A 20,137-nucleotide genomic window follows, 5' to 3' on the forward strand; every position below is an offset into this window, starting at 1 on the left:
AGTTTCGTTTAAATTTATTTATACTTATTTGCTGTAATTTCAGCAATATTTATAATTACTTTAATCGCCTTTTCTATAGATTCTAAAGGAACGTATTCGTATTTTCCATGAAAATTGTGTCCTCCTGCAAAAATATTAGGGCAAGGCAAGCCCATAAACGATAATTGAGAACCATCTGTACCACCACGAATGGCTTTGTATATAGGTTTTATGTTCTCTTTTTCCATAGCTGCTGCTGCAATATCTACAATATGCATTACAGGAGCTATTTTTTCTTTCATATTAAAATATTGATCCTTTAATTCAATAGAAAAAATATCCTCTCCAAATTTTTGATTCAGCGAAGATACTAAAGACTTCATGGTTTCTTTACGAGCTTTAAATTTTTCTAAATCGTGATCTCTAACAATGTATTCTAAGGTTGTTTTTTCTACATCACCGTTTATATCATGCAAATGATAAAATCCTTGATATCCAGTTGTTTTTTCTGGAACTTCATCAGCAGGCAATCCGTTAATAAATTGTTGAGCTACCAAAATAGCATTTACCATTTTGTTTTTAGCATAGCCCGGATGTACGTTTTTTCCTTGAACAGTAACTACTGCACTTGCAGCATTAAAATTTTCGTATTCCAATTCTCCAACTTGGCTACCATCCATGGTATAAGCCCATTCGGCACCAAAAGTTTCTACATTAAATTTATGAGCTCCTTTTCCTACTTCTTCATCAGGAGTAAAACAAATACGAATGGTTCCGTGTTTAATTTCTGGATGATTGATTAAATATTCCATAGCGGTTACAATTTCTGTAACTCCCGCTTTGTCATCGGCACCTAAAAGCGTAGTTCCATCAGTAGTAATAATGGTTTGCCCTTTGTATTGCTGAATGTCATCAAAATAGGTGGCATCTAAAACAATATTTTGTTCTGCATTTAAAACAATATTTCCACCATCGTAATTTTTATGAATTTGTGGATGTACATTTTTTCCGCTAAAATCTGGGCTGGTGTCTATATGGGCAACAAAACCAATTACAGGAACGTTGTAGTTTACATTGCTGGGTAAAGTTGCGGTTAAATAACAGTTTTCATCCAATTGTACATTACTTAAACCAATGGTTTTTAATTCTTTTTCTAGCATACGAGCCAATACCCATTGTTTTTCGGTACTAGGAAAAGCAGGGTTGTTTGGGTCAGATTGTGTATCTACCGTTATATAGCTAATAAATCTATTTAGAATGTGTTGCATGCTATGTACAATTTTTGGCAAAAATAGCTAAGTGTTTACAACAAGCATAAACTTTTGTAAAATAAAACCGATTTGCTTTTACTTGTTTAAGGAAGCATATTTAGTGAGTTAAAAATATGTACAATTTCGCAGCTGTTTTGCGATAAATTTTGACTACCGTTTATTTGTGATGATAGTAAGTAATAATATTCTTTATCGGCCACATAACACTGAATGGTATAAATTGCGTTGGTTGCATTTTTTTGGAAACTATACACTGCATATGCGGGTTTTTCTTTAAAAGTAATGAGTTTGTCTTTTATAATATAGGTATTAGGATTGGCCAAAATTTGTTGGTTAATTTTGTTTTTAAATTCTTCTTCAATAATTATTTTTCCTTTAAATCTAGTAACATCAACAAGAAAAGATGCCGAAAAGTTACGGGTAGTGTCTGCTGCGTATATTCTAGACTGATAATCATCAAAATACAATTCTCTTTTCCAATGTTCTCCAATGCTAATTTCAAATCTATTTTTTACATCTCTAATGGTTTTCGTGTGATGAAATTCTGTGTTAGAATTGCAATCAATCACATTAAAAATAGTAGGTTTTTGTTGACAAGAAAATAGGAGTGTAGCTATGATAAAATATAGGAAGTAATGAATTTTTTTCATCTGAATAGTTAACAATTAAATATGTATATTTAGTTGACTAAAATAAGTCTAAAATATCAAAAACATATATGCGAGCATTGGTAATTTCTGGAGGCGGTAGTAAAGGAGCTTTTGCAGGAGGAGTAGCAGAGTATTTACTTATTAAAGAAAAAAAGGAATACGATATTTTAGTAGGAACTTCTACAGGTAGTTTGTTAATATCTCACTTAGCGTTGGGTAGAATTAAAAAACTAAAGGAGTTGTATACCAACGTAAATCAATCTACAATATTTAGTGTAAATCCGTTTGTTATAAAAGGGAGGAGAGGTGCTAAAACGGTGTCAATCAATCATTTTAAAGTGTTGTGGAACTTAATTAGAAAACAAAAAACATTTGGGGAAAGTAAAAATCTTAGAAAATTACTACACAAAACTATAGACGATGTTTTTTTTGATGAATTAAAAGCTACCCATAAAGATATTGTGGTAACGGTGTCTAACTTAACTTTGGGAAAGGTAGAATACAAATCCATTAAAGATTTTGAAAGGGAACAATTTTGTGATTGGATTTGGGCATCTTGTAACTACGTACCTTTTATGAGTTTGTATGAAAAAGATAATTTTCAATATGCCGATGGAGGTTTTGGTTCTTTGGTTCCTATTAAAGAAGCAATCAATCGTGGTGCTACAGAAATAGATGTGATTATTTTAGATACAGAAACAAAGTTAATAGCCAATATTCCTGCAAAAAACCCATTTGCATTAATTTCTGATGTGTTGGATTTTACGTTGGAACAGGTTAGAAATCACAATGTATCTATAGGTAAATTGGCATCGCATTATGGAGAGGTACAATTAAATTTGTATTACACACCTACAATTTTAACCACCAACTCCTTAGTTTTTGATAAAGAATTAATGACAGAATGGTGGAGAGATGGTTATACTTACGCAAAAAATAAACATAGAAATACAGATATGAACGAATTAAAATTCGCAGATAAATAAAAAAGGGAGCTAATTAGCTCCCTTTTTAAGTGTTAGAATAAAATACAAGTAGCTCTTGGTGCTTCTATTTCATCTACAAAAGTTAGTTTTCCAGATTTTGCATCTCTTTTAAAAGAGCAAATATTATTTGTATCTCTATTGGCAACAACTAAAAATTGATTGTCTGTACTTAAAGAAAAATTTCTAGGGTGTTTACCGTGCACCGAAACACGTTCTACAAAAGATAAAATTCCGTTTTTGGCCACACTAAAAACAGAAACGCTATCGTGTCCTCTGTTGCTCATGTATAAAAATCTACCGTCTTTGGTAATTTCTATATGTGCAGCTGTATTGGTGTTTACATCAAAATCAGTAGGTAAAGTAGGTACTGTTTCTATAATGTGGTAGGTGTTTTCTTTTGTGTTTTTTTCTACCACAGAAACCGTAGCACTAAGTTCATTAACCACATAAAAAACAGGAAGTGTAGGGTGAAAGGTAATCAATCTTGGCCCGCTATGTTCAGGAAGTGCTAATTCGTTAAATGCATTAGGTACAAATTTGTTGGTTTGTTGGTTTATGCTCGAAAATAAAATTTTATTTGCACCTAAATCAATGGCAATAATATTGTTAGAGTTGGGTTCAAAATAACACGAATGGGCAAAGACTTTTTTTTGTCTTTTATGACTACTAGGTGTAGAATAACTGTGTTTTTGTGTATCTAAAATAGGGCTCAATTTTCCGCTATCATCAATAGTATGTAAATCAACACTTCCATCTGCATAATTGGCATTTAAAACATATCCGTTTTGTGTAGATACGTAACAAGGAGATTTTCCGGTAGCAGAAGTACTTATAGGGATTAATTTATGTTCTTCAATTTTAAAACTACTCAATCCAATTGCTCCTCCAGAACTAGTACTAATCAAAAATTTTTGATTTTCTGTTGTACATAAATAAGATGGATTATTTGTTGTAGCGACTAATTTTATAGGAGATAGGGTACCGTTTTGATCAATATTAGATTGGTAAATACCTTTGCTTGTAGAAAAATTACTGTTAGTTACAGTTCCTATATAAAAAGATGAGTTTTCTAAAGTTGTTAGCATGGTTTTATGAGGTTTACAAGAAGTGATTAATCCTGTGATAAGAATAGCTTTTAATATGGATTTATACATTTATATATTTTTTGTGAAGATATTAATTTTTTAACACAAAAAATAAATGCAACAGCGTTGCGTTATTTGAAAAGGTTTATATCTTTGCAGCCAATAAAAAAGATGTACATAAAATAAGAGTCCAATGAAATTTAAAGCAATTGTAGCAGCGTTAGTTATAGCAAGTAGTATTGTTTCTTGTAAAAAAGACGATCCAATAATACCTAATCAATCAGAGTTAATAGCCAACGTAACTTTAACTTTAACACCTAATGATGAAGGAGATGCCGTTGTTGTTCATTGGCATGATGAAAACGGAGACGGAGTAGTTGATGAAAGTGAAAAAACAGCAGGAAGTTTAGAATCGGGTAAAACATACAATGCGGTAATCTCTTTAAATGGTGAAGAAGAGGAAGATGAACATCATCACGAAGAAGAGGAAAAAGGTGAAGAGCATGGTCATGAACACGGAGATGACATAGATGCTGAAATAAAAGAAGAAGCAAAGGATCACCAGTTTTTCTACATTCATAATATAGATGGATTAACTGTTAAATATGCTGATGAAGATGCAGATGGGAACCCAATTGGTCTTGAAACTACTTTTACAACAGGGAATTCTTATAAAGGTGGAGATATCAATATTGTTTTACGTCATGAGCCAAATAAATTTGCTCAAGGTGTTGCTAGTGGAGATATAACCAATGCAGGTGGTGAAAATGATGTAGATATCACTTTTAATTTAGGATTAAATAAATAAGAAAATACACATTGAAGTTTACACATTATTTAACAATAGCTATACTGTTTGTTCAGTATAGCTTTTTTGCTCAAAATTGTAGTTATACCCTTTCGGGATCAATTAAAAATGCCTCCAACAAATCAACCATTGTTGGAGCTTCTATATTTATAAAAGAAACGGGAAAAGGAGCCATTAGCAATCAAGATGGATTTTATGAAATTAAAAATATTTGTGAAGGAAATTATCACATTATTGTCCGTCATATAGGGTGCGAAGACAAAGAAAAATCGGTTACTGTAATTAGTAATGTTAAATTGGATGTAGAAATGCCCCATTTGGTTAATATGCTAGATGGTGTCCATTTGCTAAACAAACATCCTAAAAAATCAACCCAAAGCACACAGGTAGTTAAACTAAAAAATATTCAAAAAAACACCAATAAAAACTTAGCCAACCAACTAGAAAATTTAACTGGTGTAAGTACAGTTAAAAACGGAAATAGCATTGCAAAACCCGTAGTGCATGGGCTTTATGGTAGCCGAGTAATGTTGTTAAACAATGGTGTGGTACAAAGTGGTCAGCAATGGGGGAACGATCATGCTCCAGAAATAGATCCATTAATGGCAGGTACCATTCAGGTAACCAAAGGAGTGGGTGCCTTAGAATATCAAGGAAGTAGTTTAGGAGCGGTTATAAATGTAATTCCAAAAGACATTCAAAAAGATCCTCATTTGCACGGAAATCTACTCTATTTTACAGAAACCAATGGGAATGGACACAATGTGAATGTAAGTTTAGAACAAAATCATGAACAAGTTGCTTGGAGAGTTACCGGAACTTTAAAAAAATATGGAGATAGAAAAACATCTGATTATTATTTAAATAACACAGGGTTTACAGAAGCAAATTTAGCTATTCAATTAGAAAAAAAACTTTCAGATGCTTGGACATTAAAAGTATATGCAAGTACTTTTAATACCACACTAGGGGTGTTAAGAGGTTCACATGTTACACTTAGTTCCGATTCTGAAAATGGAGAATTGTCTGAATATGCAAAGTCTGTTTTGTATGCGGAGGAACCTCAATATACAGAAGCTAATTTTTCTTATGGTATTGATGCTCCAAAGCAAGAAGTACACCATCACTTGTTAAAATGGGAAAATGAAGTTAAGATAAATGCAAATGAGTTATATACATTTAATTATGCTGGACAAATAGACCAAAGAGAAGAGTATGATATACGAAGGTCTGGTAGGAGTGATACTCCAGCCCTAGGTTTGTTACAGCAAACTCATTTTTTAGAAGCCACACATCAAAAAGAATACAAAAACAAATTAGAGATTAAAAAAGGAATTCAATACACGTTTACTGACAATACCAATGACCCAGAAACAGATATTTTGCCTTTAATTCCAGATTATTTATCGCATCAAATAGGTGGTTTTGCTTTGTTTGATTTGGATATGGATAAATGGAAGTTTGAGTTTGGTGGACGATACAATTTTACGTATCAAAATGTGGCTTATATCAATAGAAACATAAATAGGGATATAGAAAAATATGATAACTATTTTCATAACTATAGTTTGGCTACAGGAATAGATTATCATGCAACTCAAAATCTATTTTGGTCTTTTAATGTGGGGTTAACGTCTAGAAATCCAGATATTAATGAATTGTATTCTAATGGATTGCATCAAGGAGTTAGTGGTTTTGAAATTGGTAATCCCAATTTTAAAAAAGAAACTGGGTTAAAAGCTACCTTAGGTTTAGAAGGAAATATAGATTTTAAATGGTTTTTTGAAAGCTTAGTGTATGCACAGTATATAGATAACTATATTTACTTACAGCCTAACAATCAGTTTACAACAACTATTAGAGGAACGTTTCCTGTTTTTGAATATCAGCAAGACAATGCAAGAATTTTAGGTTTTGATTTTGGAACCAACTATCTTTTTATAGACGATTTTAAGGTAGGGGCTAAGTATAGTTTTATTAGAGGAAATAATTTATCAGAATCTACACCATTGGTATATATGCCAGCCAACAATGCTTTGTTAAATGCCGAGTTCAAAGGGTTTAAAGAAGGTTTTTTTAGAAACTCAGTTTTAGAAGTTCAATACAAATACGTGTTTAAACAAAATCATTTGTTGGAGAGTCAAGATATTTTAACACCACCCAATGCTTATCAGTTGGTAAATATAAATTTAACAAGTGAGTTTTATGTGGCTAAAACAAAAGTGAACTCTTATGTAAAAGTTGATAATATTTTTAATGTTACATACCGTGATTATTTAAATAGATTAAGGTATTTTTCTGACGATTTAGGAAGAAGTATTGTATTGGGGATTAAAGTAAATTTTTAAGTATGACAAATCAACAAGAAAAATTAGCAGAATTACTAAGAAACAGAAGTTTAAAAGCAACACCTAAAAGATTGGAATTGTTAGAGTTGGTTGCAAATTATAAATCGGCAATTCCTTATAGTGAAATTCAAAAAAAACTAGCAGGTTTTGATAGGGTTACATTGTACAGAACCCTAAATGCATTGCTAGATGGGGGAATTATTCACAAAGCTTCTGTAAGTACCGATGAAACTTATTATGCGATGTGTAAAGAGTATTGCACATCGGAGTGTCATAACCACAAACATGTACATTTTAAGTGTGTAGAGTGTTTAGAGGTGTCTTGTGTAAATACCACAAACACCATTCAAATTCAAATACCTAATGTGCAAATTCAACAAGTAGATGTAGAAGTAAGTGGTGTTTGTAGCAAATGTGTTTAAAAATTAATTTACAGCAATAAATTTTGCCAACGGAGCCATTTTAGCTTTGTTTAAAAACAATGTATTATTGCTTATGGTGTAGTTGTCAACAGTTTCTAAAATTTTTAAAAAAGAGGTTTCGTAAGGGGCTTTAAAACAGTACTTTTTTGTGGTAACTGTTTTAGAAAAACTCAATCTGTTTCCAGATTTAAGCGTATAACTACCAGATAAATTATTACAACCTGTAAATCCTGAAACTATATTTTCTGTACTATTTAAGTTTAAATAAGGAATATTTTCTTCTGTTTGTTCTACTTTTTTTCCGCCTAATTCTACCAACTTCCATTTTTTATCTGTTAAATTAAAATCGGTAGTTATTTTTTGCAACACATATTTGGTTGCCAAAGCTCCATCAATTGTTTCTTTTTGTTTGTTTAGCTGAATTAAAGTGTTTTGTCCTACCATGTAACTCGTATTGTCTAGAGTTATGGTATTTTCTAAATTGTTCCAAGTAAATTTTCCTTTGTTAAGAGTAGGTGTATTTTCTTTACCTAAATAGGTAGTTTGTTTTGTGTAGCTTAAATCTTGATTTATTGTAATTTTAGTTTTTATTCCACTACAATCTGCACAAGGAATTGTTCCTATATAAGTTCCATTCCAGTCTAATGTTTTTTTACTTGTGTTTTTAAGATCTATAGGGCTTTGAAAATGATGTGGGTTTTCGTTCTCCTTAGTAGCATTTTTGCATCCAATAATAGCAAAAGTAAAAAGAGTAATTGCAATTAAAGTTGTTTTCATAATTCTGTTTTTTGATAATAGGGTTCTATGTGAATTAAAATATTTCCTAGGTTTGGTATTTCTTTATGTAAAGTATCTTTTAAGACATGTGATATTTCATGCCCTTCTATTACGGATTTAGATCCTTTTACCCGAGCATGCAAATCTACATGATACTGCATACCTGCCTTTCTAATAAAACATTTTTCTGTTCCCATTACACCAGGAACTTTGTTAGAGGTAGTTCTAATGTTTGTAATTAAATCGTCATACCTGTGTTCATCCATAATTTCTCCCAAGGCAGGTCTAAAAATTTTATAAGCATTGTACAATATGATAAAAGAAGCAATCAAAGCAGCCCAATCATCGGCTGTTTCGTATCCGTTTCCAAAATAAATGGCAATTAATATACCAATAAATGCTGCTACAGAGGTTAATGCATCACTACGGTGATGCCAAGCATCTGCTTTTAAAGAAGAGCTATTGGTTTTTTTACTGTTGTGCAGTACAAATCTGTAAGATAGTTCTTTCCATAAAATAATAATTCCTAAGATATACAAGGTCCATACTTTGGGAACTTTATGGGGAGTTTGTATGTTGATGATACTTTTGTAAGCAATTATTATGGCCGAAGAAACCAAAAGGACTACCACCATAAAAGTAATTAATGGCTCTATTTTTCCGTGTCCGTAAGGATGATTTTCATCGGCAGGTTTTTTGGCATATTTTAAACCAAATAAGACTAATAACGACGAACAAACATCGGAGCTAGATTCAATAGCATCGGCCACCAAAGCGTATGAATTTCCTATAATTCCAGCAGCTCCTTTTACAATTGCCAAAAGTATATTTCCCAACAAACTAAAGTAAATAGTCTTGATTGCTTTTTTATGATTCATAGCCTACAATAGAAAGTAATAAAGATAAAAAAAACACCTTTTAAAAGTTTAAAAGGTGTTTGTGTTTTAGAAAAAATTAAAGTTTAGTTTACTTCAACTAATTCAATATCAAAAATTAAATCTTGACCAGCCAATGGGTGGTTTGCATCTAATACAACTTCTTCTTCTTCAACACCAACAATTACTAACATTTGTTTTTGACCATCTTCACGATTAGCCTCTAATTGCATTCCAACTTGAGGTTCTAATTCTGCTGGTAATTGAGTTTTTGGTAATTTAAATACAGCATCTTCGTTTCTGGCTCCATAAGCTTCATCGGCAACAATGGTAACTTGTTTGTTGTCTCCAACAGACATTCCATTTACTGCATCATCAAAACCTTTAATCATTTGTCCTGCACCTACAGTAAATTCTAAAGGTTCTCTTTCTCTAGAGCTATCAAATACTTGATCGTTATTTAATTTACCTGTGTAGTGTACTTTTACGGTGCTACCTTCTTTTGCTTGAGACATATCTCTGTTTTTTGAATTAAAGTTCAAATTTATAGATTTAAATATGGCTCATAGAATGATTTATAAAAAAAATAAATTTCTTGTTTGATGATTTTTAATCAGAAGGAGATAAATGGCTTTGTGGGGTTGTTTTGTAGGGTAAAACAGTACAATAAAAAAGGAACTTAAAAATAAAGTTCCTTTTTATTAATTGTAATCTAAGTATTGTTGAATTACTTTACGATGGTTGTTATTATCTAATTTAAAATCTTCTATTAATGTATTTAATGCATTGGGTTTTTGTTTTGCAATGTTAGATTTGTTGGTATAACTTGTAAAGTGAATGTTGTATTGATTTTCTTTCTTTTCTATTAAAATATACAAATCTTCTTTAATCCAAGAATAGGCTATCGTATCAAAAAAAGAAGAACTGTCTTTGGTAAAATTACTAAAGTTATAATAGTTTAAAAATTGTTCCATGGTTATTGAATTTCAGCAGACAAACCTAGTTCTAATAATTTTGAACAACGTGGTTTTAAATCTTCGTAACTACCTGTTTTAACTGCGCATTTGCCTTTGTAGTGAATTAACATGGTGCATTGTTCTGCCTGTAACGGTTCATGATCACACACATCTATAAGGCTATCTATAACAAAGTCAAACGTGTTTACATCGTCATTGTAAACAATAATTTCATAGTCCTTTATAAGTTTTTCAAGGACTTCTATGCTTTCTGATGTTTTTTCTATTGTACTCATAATCAGTGCAAAAATAAGAATTATTTATCTAATAGTAAACCTACCCAATTATTTTTAGTATATGTTTTTTGAATTGTTAATCCCAAGTCTTTGGTTCTTTGTTCTAAAAAGGGAATATCTTGGGTGTAAAATCCACTTAATAATAATTTACCTCCATCATTTAAACAGTTGTTATAAGTATCCATATCATTTAACAAAATGTTTCTGTTGATGTTGGCTATAATTACATCGTATTTTTGATCTACCAACATAGAAGCATCTCCTTGGTAAGCAGTAATGTGCTTACAGTTGTTTTTTTCTACGTTTTCTTTGGTGTTGATGTAACACCATTCATCAATATCAATGGCATCAATAGGTTTGGCACCTTTCATTTCTGCAAAAATGGCTAAAATACCTGTTCCTGTTCCCATATCTAATACACTTTTGTTGGTTATGTTTAACTCTAACAGGTGTTTGATCATTAAATGTGTGGTTTCGTGGTGTCCTGTACCAAAACTCATTTTAGGTTCAATAATAATTTCGTATTCCAACCCAGATTTTTCGTGAAAAGGAGCAATTACACTTACTTTATTGTCTACTTGTATCGGTTCAAAGTTTTTTTCCCATTCTGCATTCCAATTTACTTGTTCTATTTCTGAATATGTATAAGAAATATCAAACTCAGAAGAGGTAAGGGCAAAAACAGAATCTAAAATATCTTCATTCCAATTTTGGGTTTGAATGTAAGCATTTACACCTGTGGTTGTTTCCTCAAAACTTTCGAAACCTAATTCGCTTAATTCTGCAATTAAAATATCTGTGGCAGGTTGTTGTGGTGTAACTGTAAAAAAGTAACCAATGTAATTCATAAGTTATTATCGTAATTGTGGGATACAAAAATAGCTAAAAGCAAAAGCTTTTAGCTATTTAAGAACTTAATATTTTTATCTAATTAAATGGCTTTAATTACAGCAGCAAAATCAGCAGCTACTAAAGAAGCTCCACCAATCAATCCACCATCAACATCTGGCTTAGAAAAAATTTCTTCTGCATTAGATGGTTTACAAGATCCTCCGTATAAAATAGATACGTTTTCAGCAACGCTAGCTCCATATTTATCGGCAACCAATCCACGAATAAAAGCGTGCATTTCTTGTGCTTGATCTGCAGAAGCAGTTAATCCTGTACCAATAGCCCATACTGGTTCGTATGCCAATACAATGTTAGACCATGCTGCAGCATCTAAATGAAATAAAGCTTCAGAAATTTGTTTTTTTACAACAGCTTCTTGTGTGTTAGATTCTCTTTCTTCTTTAACTTCACCAAAACAGTAAATTACTTCTAATCCATTTGCCAAAGCAGCATCTGTTTTTTGAGCTAATAAAGCTTCATCTTCACCAAAGTATTCACGTCTTTCTGAGTGACCTAAGATTACAGACTTAATTCCAGCGCTAGTTAACATTTCAGCAGAAATTTCTCCTGTGTAAGCTCCGCTAGCATTTTGGTTCATGTTTTGAGCAGCAACTTCTACAGCAGAACCTTCGGTTGCAGCTAATACAGTAGTTAAATTTACAAATGTAGGTGCAACAATTACTCTAGTATTTTCTAAAGAAACACCTTTTAATTCACTTACTAATTCTTGTGCTAACGCTTTAGATTCGGCAACGTTTTTATTCATTTTCCAGTTACCTGCTACAATTTTACTTCTCATTATGTTTATTATTTTTGATTTTCTAAAATTTCGATTATATCAGAATCATCGGCTTCAATGGCTCTGTAAACAACAACATCACTATTTGGATTGATTAGAATGTATCTAGGAATCCAATCTAAATGGATGTTCTCTGCAAATATACTTTTCCATCCATTTTCTGCATAGTAATGATCTCCTTTTATACTATAACGTTTGATACCGTTTTTCCAAGCTCTTTGATTGCGATCCAAAGATATAAATACATAGCTTATTTTAGGGTAGTTTTGCTGTATAGTTTTTAGTTTAGGCAAGCCTTTTATGCAGTCTCCACACCAACTAGCCCATACATCTATAAGAACTGTTTTCCCTTTATAAGATTCAACTAAGTTTTGAAAAGTAATTGTACTTCCGTTGTTTGTTACAATAGGGGCTTGTAAAGCTTTTGATGTAAATTGAGTATTGTTAGGTGGTTTGCAACTAAAGATTAGTAAACTAAGGAAAACATAAATAATTTTTTTCATGATTTTATTTTAATTCAACACTTGGATCTAAAATGCTGTAAGAAATATCTACCAAAATATTTAGGAGGATAAAAAATGCAGCAATGGTTAGAATACTTCCTGATATAACAGGTAAGTCGGAAGAATTTAAAGCGTTTACAATTTCTTTTCCCAAACCATTCCAGTTAAAAATATATTCTACAAAAACAGCTCCTGCTAATAAAGAGGCAAACCATCCGGATAATGTTGTAATTACTGGATTTAAGGCGTTTTTTAAAGCATGTTTTTTAACAATAGTAGTTGTTGTTAAACCTTTGGCTTTGGTTGTTCGTATATAATCTTTACTAAGCACATCTAACAAAGAGTTTCGGGTTAACTGAACAATAACAGCTAAAGGTCTAATTCCTAAAACCAAACTAGGTAAAATGGCATTTTTCCAAACTATTTTGGTTCCTTCACCAAAATCATCTACTTCAATAATATTCCCTGTCATTGCTAAGCCAGTGTATTTGTGTAGTACAAAACCAAACAACCAAGCAAAAATTATGGCCGAAAAGAAAGAAGGAAGACTCATACCTAAAGTACTAACAATCATAATACATTTGTCTAAAACACTATTTACTTTTAAAGCAGAAATAATTCCTAATATTAAACCAATAACTAAGGCAATACTAATAGCTGCTACAGCTAATAGCAAAGTATTGGGAAGTGTTTCGGCTAAAATACTGCTCACTTCTTTATCGTTTTTTTGAAAAGATTTTCTAAGGTTGGGCCATTTTAAAACCCAACTATATTCTTGCGTTTTAAACCATACAAACCTTTTTTTTGTTTTGGGTAAAAAAGAATAATCTGTAGAAGAGGTACTGTGTACAGAAATAGGCGATAAGTCGTTTAAGTAATGTAAATACCTTTTGTGCATTGGTAAATTTAATCCATATTTAATTTTAATATTTTCTAGCTGTTCTTGGTCTTCTCTTTGGTCTAAAAGCATTCTAGACGGATCGCCTAATAAGTTGAATAAAAAGAATAATAAGGTTGCAACTCCAAATAAGCTTACAAATCCTTTTAGTATATTTTTAATTAAGAATGATATCAATGGAAGTAATTATAGATTGTTTCAAATATATTACATCTATTTAAAATAAGTAAGTTCTAGGTTTAATAACTTAAATTATATTTAAAAATTAAAAGTTGTGTTTTTTATATAAATCACTCATAAAACCATTTGTTTCACAAAAATATGCATACCCGCTATTCAAATACCTAAGTATTTTTTTTATTTGCCATATCGTATTGCAATTTACGTATTACTAAAAAATAATATTTTTATGAAAATTAAAACTTTAGCAGTTTTATTCTTAGGATTAGCACTCATTACATCTTGTAAAAAGGTTTCTCAAAAATCAGAATTAAAAGATTATCAAAACATTTCTTTTGAACCCTTGTCTACAGCAGTAGTAACTAAGTTTTTTAACCATCAAACAGCAGCACAAGTTGTAGCAGAGCCTGGTTATTATGTTTGGGGATTGTCTGTTGTAAAATGGGAAGGGGAATACCATGCTTATTACTCTAGGTGGAAAAAAGAATATGAACACAAAGGTTGGATGACCCATTGTGAAATTGCTCATGCAGTTGCTAAAAACCCACAAGGACCTTTTGTGTTTAAAAATGTAGTACTAGAAAGTAAAAAAATAGGAGGTTGGGATGTAAATAATTCTCATAATCCATATGCAGTAGTAGCTAATGGAAAAGTTTGTTTGTATTATATAGCCAATGATATTAAAGAGTTGTTAGCAAAAGATGTTCCCCAAACTCCGGAGCCAACAACAGAATGGTTTGATGCACATAGAACACAAATTAGAGATAGTCAGCGTATTGGAGTAGCTGTTGCAGACAATCCTGCTGGGCCTTTTATACGTTCTAAAAATATAGTAGTTGCTCCAGATGATATAAAATTTAAGAAAATAGCCGTAAATCCTGCAGTTATTTATAAAAACAACGAGTATTTAATGATTATGAAAGGGGATGACTTACATCATAAAAATCCTTTTAGAATTCAGCTAGTAGGTAATTCTAAACATCCAGAAGGACCTTTTAATTTTTATGAAAAACCTGTATACGCAAAAGCACAAACAGAAGATGCTTGTATGTGGTACGATCAGGTGCTTAAAAAACATTATATGGTTTGTCATGTAATGGGAAAAAGTGAACTGGCCTTATTTAGTTCTACCAATGGTTTTGATTGGCAACCTGATGAAAGAAGAGTTTTTATGAAAAAGGAATTTGTATTGTCCGATGGAACTATATGGAAGCCCAAACGAGTAGAAAGACCTTTTGTATTAACCAATCAAAAAGGACAACCTATAATGATATATGTAGCAGTATATGATAAAAATGTAAATGGAAACATAGCAATTCCTATCAAATGGGAAAACTCTAAAAATAATAAAGAATAGACATGTTAAAATTAAACTACAATCTGTTAGCTATTTTTATACTAACAACTATTTTGTCTTCATGTAAAGAGAAACCAAAGAATATAATTAAAAAAGAACCTGAAAAGAAAAACATCTTGTTCATTTTAGCAGATGATTATGGGTATAATGATTTAAGTTATAGAAATAGTACTTTTTATGAAACTCCTAACATTGATAGAATTGCCAAAGAAGGAACTGCTTTTAATGAAGGGTATGCAGCTTGTCAAGTTTGTAGTCCATCTAGAGCAAGTATTTTAACAGGAACATTTCCAGCACGCCATGGAATTACCGATTGGATAGGTGCTAGATCTGGAGAAAAATGGAGAGAAAAAAAACGTTTCTCTAAATTATTGCCAGCTGAATACAATCATCATTTAAGTAAAGAAGTAGTAACATTACCAGAGGCTTTAAAAGAAGCTGGTTATACTACTTTTTTTGCAGGTAAATGGCATTTGGGAGAAAAAGGTTCGTGGCCAGAAGATCATGGTTTTGATATAAACATAGGAGGATATGAAGCAGGTGGTCCTAGAGGTGGTTATTTTGCACCTTTTAAAAATCCAAATTTAGAAAATCATCATGATGGGGAAAACCTATCTATGCGATTGGCCAAAGAAACTGTAAACTTTATGAAAGAGCATAAAGACCAAAAGTTTTTTGCTTACTTATCTTTTTATGCGGTACATGGTGCTATACAAACTAATCAAGAAAAATGGCAAAAGTATAGAGAGAAAGCGGTTAAAAATGGTATTGCAGATCAAGGATTTAAAATGGGACATTTTTTACCGATTAGACAAACACAAGACAACCCTGTGTATGCAGGTTTGGTAGAAAGTATGGATGATGCTGTGGGAACCGTTTTAAGAGGATTAGAAGAATTAGGTTTGGATAAAAACACGATTGTTGTATTTACATCAGACAACGGAGGAGTGTCTGCAGGAGATTCTTTTTCAACATCTAATTTACCTTTAAGAGGAGGAAAAGGATATCAGTATGAAGGGGGAATTAAAGAACCCTATTTTATTAAAGTTCCTTGGTTAAAAAATCAAGTAAAAGAGAGTAATACTCCTGTAACAGGAACAGATTTTTATCCTACATTATTAGATTTGGTAGGAGTGGAGTTAAAACCAGAGTCTCATAAAGACGGAATCAGCTTGGTACCTTTGTTACAAGGAAAAGAAACCAAAGAACGTCCTTTAATTTGGCATTATCCACATTACGGAAATCAAGGAGGAGAGCCATCTTCTATAATTAGACTAGGAGCTTGGAAATTGATTCATTATTACGAAGATGGAAGAAATGAACTGTACAATCTTGTGAAAGATAAGGAGGAACAATACAATGTTGTAGAAAAACATCCTGAGTTGGCCACAGATCTACATCAGCAATTATTTAGTTATTTAAAAAGTGTAGGGGCAAATTATCCCAAAAAAGATCCATTGTACAATGCTAAAAAGGAACAAGAATACTTACATAAAATAGCCACTAAAAAATTAATGAGTTTAGAAAAACAACGTTTAAATTTACTTAAAAAAGATTATCAGCCCAATGCAGATTGGTGGGGAAGCAAAATAACAAAAGACTAAGTAAAGTTGTTGTCTAGTTTAAATTCAGTTTTTCTGTATCAAAATAACCATATGATTTGTATAAATAAAGATATGTAGTTGATAAACTTTATTGTTTTTATTCTCTTTGTAACCAATCAACAATTATAAAATTTGTAAAATGATAAATTTGAATTTAACAAAATTGACAGCAGTAGCTTCTTTTTGTTTGTTAACGATGAGTGGTGTTGCTCAAGAAAAAACGGAAGCTTTTCCGTATAAATTGCCAAAAGAAAAACCAAACAGACCATTGAGTAGTTCAATGGAAAGAAGTTATGACCAATATGCTGCAACTCCTCAAGATAATGAGTTGTACTCACAATTTAAGTATACAGAAATAAAAGGATTAGATTATAGCAATCATGATGGTACTATAACTCGTAGAGATCCCTCTAAAGTAATTTTTAAAAACGGAAAATATTACGTTTGGTATACCTACAGACATACCAAAACTCCACCAATAGGAGGTAAAAATGCACACTTAGCTACAGATGAAATCCCATCGGCAGATTGGGATTTATGTGAAATTTGGTATGCTACGTCTAAAGATGGATTTACGTGGGAAGAGCAAGGACCCGCAGTAACAAGACCTAAAAAACCTCAAGCAGGATGGCGTTCTGTAACCACTACAGACATTTTAGAGTGGAAAGGTAAATATTACTTATACTACCAGGGATTTATGGAAGCTAGTGGAAAACGTGGAGACGATTGTCCTGTGGCAGTATCCTATGCAGACTCTCCTGATGGGCCTTGGACTCATTACGATAAAATTGTGATTCCTAACGGTAAACCAGGCGAATGGGATCAATATTCTATTCACGATCCATACCCATTGGTACATAATGGAAAAATTTACTTGTACTATAAGTCAGACTCTAACGGACAGCCAGATTTGATTCGTATGCATGGATTGGCTATAGCAGACAATCCTTTAGGGCCGTTTAAAAAACATCCATTAAACCCAATTTCTAGTTCAGGACACGAAACAACTATGTTTCCATTTAAAGAAGGAATTGCTTCTATAGTAATTAGAGATGGTAATGAACACAATACCATTCAATATGCAGAAGATGGAGTAAACTTTAAAGTAGCTGCTATTACAGAGTTTTTACCAAATGCAGCAGGACCTTTTATTCCAGATGCTTTTACAGATACGCAAAATGGAAGAGGAATTACTTGGGGAATTTGTCATTTTACAGCAGTAAATGGATGGAAAACTAACCATGCAATTTTAGCTCGTTTTGATTGTGATTTAAGTCAAGATGTAAATGATCCAGATATGAAAAAGAATCATGTGTATTTAAAACCAGAGTTCTTTTATAAAATGGGATTAAATGGTAAGCAAAAGAAACGTATAGCAGAAGAAACAAAAAAATTAAATAACTAATTTTTAAAAGTAGCATACAAAATATAAGCTCTGATTTATTTCAGAGCTTTTTTTAATTAAGAATACCTTGTCCGTATCTAGAGGCATACACTTTTGTAAATTCTGCTCCAAAAAATAAAATAAGACTAGAGTAAGAAACCCAAAGCAAAACAAGAATAACAGAACCTGCAGCTCCAAATGTAGATTCGGGATTGGTGGTACCAAAATAAATTCCTAATGCCATTTTACCTATACTAAATAATAAACTAGTCACAAAAGCACCTAGCCAAACATCTTTCCACTTTATAATTGCATCGGGTAAAATTTTAAACATTAATGCAAATAGCACTGTAATTAGTAGTAAAGGAATAATAAAGTTGATGATTTGAAATAACAAAATAACAAATTCAGGTAAAAAACCACGAATCCAGCCAGTAAGTGCATTAATAACAGATGTTAGAATTAAAGAGGTCAGTAATAAAAAACCTATGATTAAAACCAGACTTAAAGAAAATAATCTGTTTTTAATTAGTTTGAAAAAACTTTGATTTGTGTTTTCTGGCATGCCCCAAATTTTGTTAAGAGATTTTTGAAGCGAAATAAACAACCCTGTAGCACCATATATTAATGTGGCAATACCAATGTATAAAGCAATTGTAGATTGATGCGTGTTTAAAGAATTCTGTAAAATATTTTCAACCAAAACAGCAGTATCTTGTCCTAAAACAGCAGATATTTCATTAATTATTTTAGTTTTAATTTCTGATTTATTGTAAAATAAACCTATGGATTGTATAATAATAATTAACAAAGCAGGAAAAGAAAACAGTGCGTAATAACTAACAGCTGCACTCATTTGAAAAGGATCGTTACCAATCCAATTTTGATAAGTGTTTCCTAGTGTTTTTTTTATTTCTAGAATGCTTTTTTTCATAATTATTTAAAAAAGAGAATGTAAATTAGTTACACTCTCTTTGTTTTAAAATTTGTTCCTTTTTCATTTCAACTTTCATTTATATAGATTTTCTCAGTTGTTTTTAGACAGCTTTTCTTCCAAACAATAAAGAAATAAAAAACAAAATAATAAATAGTACAAATAGTATTTTGGCTATACTAGTTGCTCCTGCAGCAATTCCAGTAAAACCGAAGATACCAGCTATAATGGCTAAAACAATAAAACTTAAACTTAAACGTAACATAATTTTTGATTTAAAGGGTTTATAAATATGAGTTTGTAACTCCTGAAATCAAAATTAAGAGGTTTCTTAAATTTAAGTATTGACAACGAACAAGTTAAAAGTTGAGTAGTATCAATTTTATAAGAAATAATGGTCCGTATAAGGGGAAATGTGACAGACAATTGCTAGTCAGTAAACTAGGATTCTTTAAAATGTTTATTTAGGCTTGCTTTATGTTTTTTTAAGACTACTTTTCAGTGTTCTATTTTTATAATTTCGACAAACTAACTATTACTTTTTTGCTAAATTGACTGATAAAACCATATTATCATTAAAAGAATTTAAAGAACTTTATGATACTTTTTATTTTTCATTATGTCTGTTTGCTGATAGATATATGAATGATATTGAGTTGTCAAAAGATCTTGTTCAAGATGTTTTTGTAAAAATATGGAATAACAAAACCCCTTTTGAAAGTGAGTTGGCTATTAAAACGTATTTGTACAGGTCGGTTAGAAATAAATGTTTTGATGTGCTAAAGAGTAAAAATTTTAAATCTAAATCTAAACTCACAGATTATGATTTATCGATTATTGAATCTGAATCTTTTTATGAAAAAGAAATTTTTATAGAAGAGGTTTCTAGAATTATAAATACAGCCGTAAATACGTTGCCTAAAAAATGTGCTGCTATTATAAAATTGAGTTTAAAAGGTTTGTGCAACACACAAATATCCGAAGAACTATCTGTGTCTATTAGTACGGTTAAAGCACAAAAAAGGATTGCTTATCAAAAATTACGTCCCTTGTTAAAACAGAGTGTAATAAGTGTTTGTTTTTGTGTTTTTAACAGGTTTTTTTGTTAATAAATAAATTATTTATAAAAAAGTT

22 protein-coding genes are annotated in these 20,137 nt (G+C 31.3%); 8 read left to right on the forward strand and 14 right to left on the reverse strand.

Translation table 11 applies throughout. From position 1 onward, the window contains the following. Nucleotides 1–14 precede the first annotated feature (14 nt). Nucleotides 15–1,247: a peptidase T gene (gene pepT, locus ACY2IJ_RS01270; protein ID WP_476725350.1), complete on the reverse strand. Its 1,233-nt coding sequence runs from the start codon at nt 1,245–1,247 to the stop codon at nt 15–17. A gap of 86 nt (nt 1,248–1,333) precedes the next feature. After that, entirely contained in the window at nt 1,334–1,900 is a 567-nt protein-coding gene (locus tag ACY2IJ_RS01275) for a hypothetical protein (RefSeq protein ID WP_476725351.1), read from the reverse strand. 68 nt (nt 1,901–1,968) lie between these two features. Here ACY2IJ_RS01275 and ACY2IJ_RS01280 point away from each other — a divergent pair, with 68 nt between their 5' ends. After that, on the forward strand, nt 1,969–2,886 hold the full coding sequence (locus ACY2IJ_RS01280; RefSeq protein ID WP_476725352.1) for a patatin-like phospholipase family protein: 918 nt from the start codon (nt 1,969–1,971) through the stop codon (nt 2,884–2,886). Nucleotides 2,887–2,918: 32 nt separating this feature from the next. On the opposite strand, the gene ACY2IJ_RS01285 is transcribed toward ACY2IJ_RS01280, so the two are convergent. Continuing rightward, a complete protein-coding gene (locus ACY2IJ_RS01285; RefSeq protein ID WP_476725353.1) occupies nt 2,919–4,040 on the reverse strand; it encodes a lactonase family protein in 1,122 nt (373 codons plus the stop codon). Nucleotides 4,041–4,164: 124 nt separating this feature from the next. On the opposite strand from ACY2IJ_RS01285, the gene ACY2IJ_RS01290 reads away from it, so the two are divergent. From ACY2IJ_RS01290 to ACY2IJ_RS01300, 3 genes are read left to right on the forward strand one after another with little or no spacing between them, the layout of a single operon-like run. Next, nucleotides 4,165–4,779: a hypothetical protein gene (locus tag ACY2IJ_RS01290; protein ID WP_476725355.1), complete on the forward strand. Its 615-nt coding sequence runs from the start codon at nt 4,165–4,167 to the stop codon at nt 4,777–4,779. 11 nt (nt 4,780–4,790) lie between these two features. After that, the gene (locus ACY2IJ_RS01295) at nt 4,791–7,127 is read left to right on the forward strand and encodes a TonB-dependent receptor (RefSeq protein ID WP_476725356.1); all 2,337 of its coding nucleotides are present in this window, start codon (nt 4,791–4,793) and stop codon (nt 7,125–7,127) included. 2 nt (nt 7,128–7,129) lie between these two features. Next, nucleotides 7,130–7,549, forward strand: coding sequence for a Fur family transcriptional regulator (locus tag ACY2IJ_RS01300; protein ID WP_476725357.1), 420 nt, complete (start codon nt 7,130–7,132; stop codon nt 7,547–7,549). Between the two features lie 3 nt (nt 7,550–7,552). On the opposite strand, the gene ACY2IJ_RS01305 is transcribed toward ACY2IJ_RS01300, so the two are convergent. The 9 genes from ACY2IJ_RS01305 to ACY2IJ_RS01345 form a co-directional block, all read right to left on the reverse strand. Beyond that, on the reverse strand, nt 7,553–8,326 hold the full coding sequence (locus tag ACY2IJ_RS01305) for a copper resistance protein NlpE N-terminal domain-containing protein (protein ID WP_476725358.1): 774 nt from the start codon (nt 8,324–8,326) through the stop codon (nt 7,553–7,555). Next, nucleotides 8,323–9,204: a cation diffusion facilitator family transporter gene (locus ACY2IJ_RS01310; protein ID WP_476725359.1), complete on the reverse strand. Its 882-nt coding sequence runs from the start codon at nt 9,202–9,204 to the stop codon at nt 8,323–8,325. The genes ACY2IJ_RS01305 and ACY2IJ_RS01310 overlap by 4 nt, the downstream gene beginning before the upstream one ends. A gap of 83 nt (nt 9,205–9,287) precedes the next feature. Further along, the gene (locus ACY2IJ_RS01315) at nt 9,288–9,716 is read right to left on the reverse strand and encodes an FKBP-type peptidyl-prolyl cis-trans isomerase (protein ID WP_476725360.1); all 429 of its coding nucleotides are present in this window, start codon (nt 9,714–9,716) and stop codon (nt 9,288–9,290) included. Nucleotides 9,717–9,902: 186 nt separating this feature from the next. Then, a complete protein-coding gene (locus ACY2IJ_RS01320; protein ID WP_476725361.1) occupies nt 9,903–10,175 on the reverse strand; it encodes a hypothetical protein in 273 nt (90 codons plus the stop codon). A gap of 2 nt (nt 10,176–10,177) precedes the next feature. After that, nucleotides 10,178–10,453, reverse strand: coding sequence for an ATP-dependent Clp protease adaptor ClpS (locus ACY2IJ_RS01325; protein ID WP_476725362.1), 276 nt, complete (start codon nt 10,451–10,453; stop codon nt 10,178–10,180). A gap of 20 nt (nt 10,454–10,473) precedes the next feature. Continuing rightward, a complete protein-coding gene (gene prmA, locus ACY2IJ_RS01330) occupies nt 10,474–11,301 on the reverse strand; it encodes a 50S ribosomal protein L11 methyltransferase (protein ID WP_476725363.1) in 828 nt (275 codons plus the stop codon). An 83-nt stretch (nt 11,302–11,384) separates the two neighbouring features. Beyond that, nucleotides 11,385–12,143 (reverse strand): triose-phosphate isomerase, encoded by a 759-nt coding sequence (tpiA, locus tag ACY2IJ_RS01335; protein WP_476725364.1) that lies wholly within the window; start codon nt 12,141–12,143, stop codon nt 11,385–11,387. Nucleotides 12,144–12,151: 8 nt separating this feature from the next. Then, nucleotides 12,152–12,646 (reverse strand): TlpA family protein disulfide reductase, encoded by a 495-nt coding sequence (locus ACY2IJ_RS01340; protein ID WP_476725365.1) that lies wholly within the window; start codon nt 12,644–12,646, stop codon nt 12,152–12,154. A 4-nt stretch (nt 12,647–12,650) separates the two neighbouring features. Then, complete coding sequence (locus ACY2IJ_RS01345; protein WP_476725366.1) at nt 12,651–13,721, reverse strand: ABC transporter permease; 1,071 nt, start codon at nt 13,719–13,721, stop codon at nt 12,651–12,653. A 232-nt stretch (nt 13,722–13,953) separates the two neighbouring features. Here ACY2IJ_RS01345 and ACY2IJ_RS01350 point away from each other — a divergent pair, with 232 nt between their 5' ends. From ACY2IJ_RS01350 to ACY2IJ_RS01360, 3 genes are all read left to right on the forward strand, one after another. Then, nucleotides 13,954–15,081, forward strand: a complete 1,128-nt coding sequence (locus tag ACY2IJ_RS01350) for a glycoside hydrolase family protein (RefSeq protein ID WP_476725367.1) — start codon at nt 13,954–13,956, stop codon at nt 15,079–15,081. 2 nt (nt 15,082–15,083) lie between these two features. Next, a complete protein-coding gene (locus ACY2IJ_RS01355) occupies nt 15,084–16,685 on the forward strand; it encodes a sulfatase (RefSeq protein WP_476725368.1) in 1,602 nt (533 codons plus the stop codon). Nucleotides 16,686–16,824: 139 nt separating this feature from the next. Then, nucleotides 16,825–18,090: a glycoside hydrolase family 117 protein gene (locus tag ACY2IJ_RS01360; RefSeq protein WP_476725369.1), complete on the forward strand. Its 1,266-nt coding sequence runs from the start codon at nt 16,825–16,827 to the stop codon at nt 18,088–18,090. Nucleotides 18,091–18,142: 52 nt separating this feature from the next. On the opposite strand, the gene ACY2IJ_RS01365 is transcribed toward ACY2IJ_RS01360, so the two are convergent. Continuing rightward, complete coding sequence (locus tag ACY2IJ_RS01365; protein WP_476725370.1) at nt 18,143–19,003, reverse strand: YihY/virulence factor BrkB family protein; 861 nt, start codon at nt 19,001–19,003, stop codon at nt 18,143–18,145. A 103-nt stretch (nt 19,004–19,106) separates the two neighbouring features. Further along, on the reverse strand, nt 19,107–19,268 hold the full coding sequence (locus tag ACY2IJ_RS01370) for a DUF1328 domain-containing protein (protein WP_476725371.1): 162 nt from the start codon (nt 19,266–19,268) through the stop codon (nt 19,107–19,109). A gap of 286 nt (nt 19,269–19,554) precedes the next feature. Here ACY2IJ_RS01370 and ACY2IJ_RS01375 point away from each other — a divergent pair, with 286 nt between their 5' ends. Further along, entirely contained in the window at nt 19,555–20,112 is a 558-nt protein-coding gene (locus ACY2IJ_RS01375) for an RNA polymerase sigma-70 factor (protein ID WP_476725372.1), read from the forward strand. The last annotated feature ends 25 nt before the right edge of the window (nt 20,113–20,137 follow it).

It is taken from the genome of Wenyingzhuangia gracilariae (genome assembly GCF_056387575.1).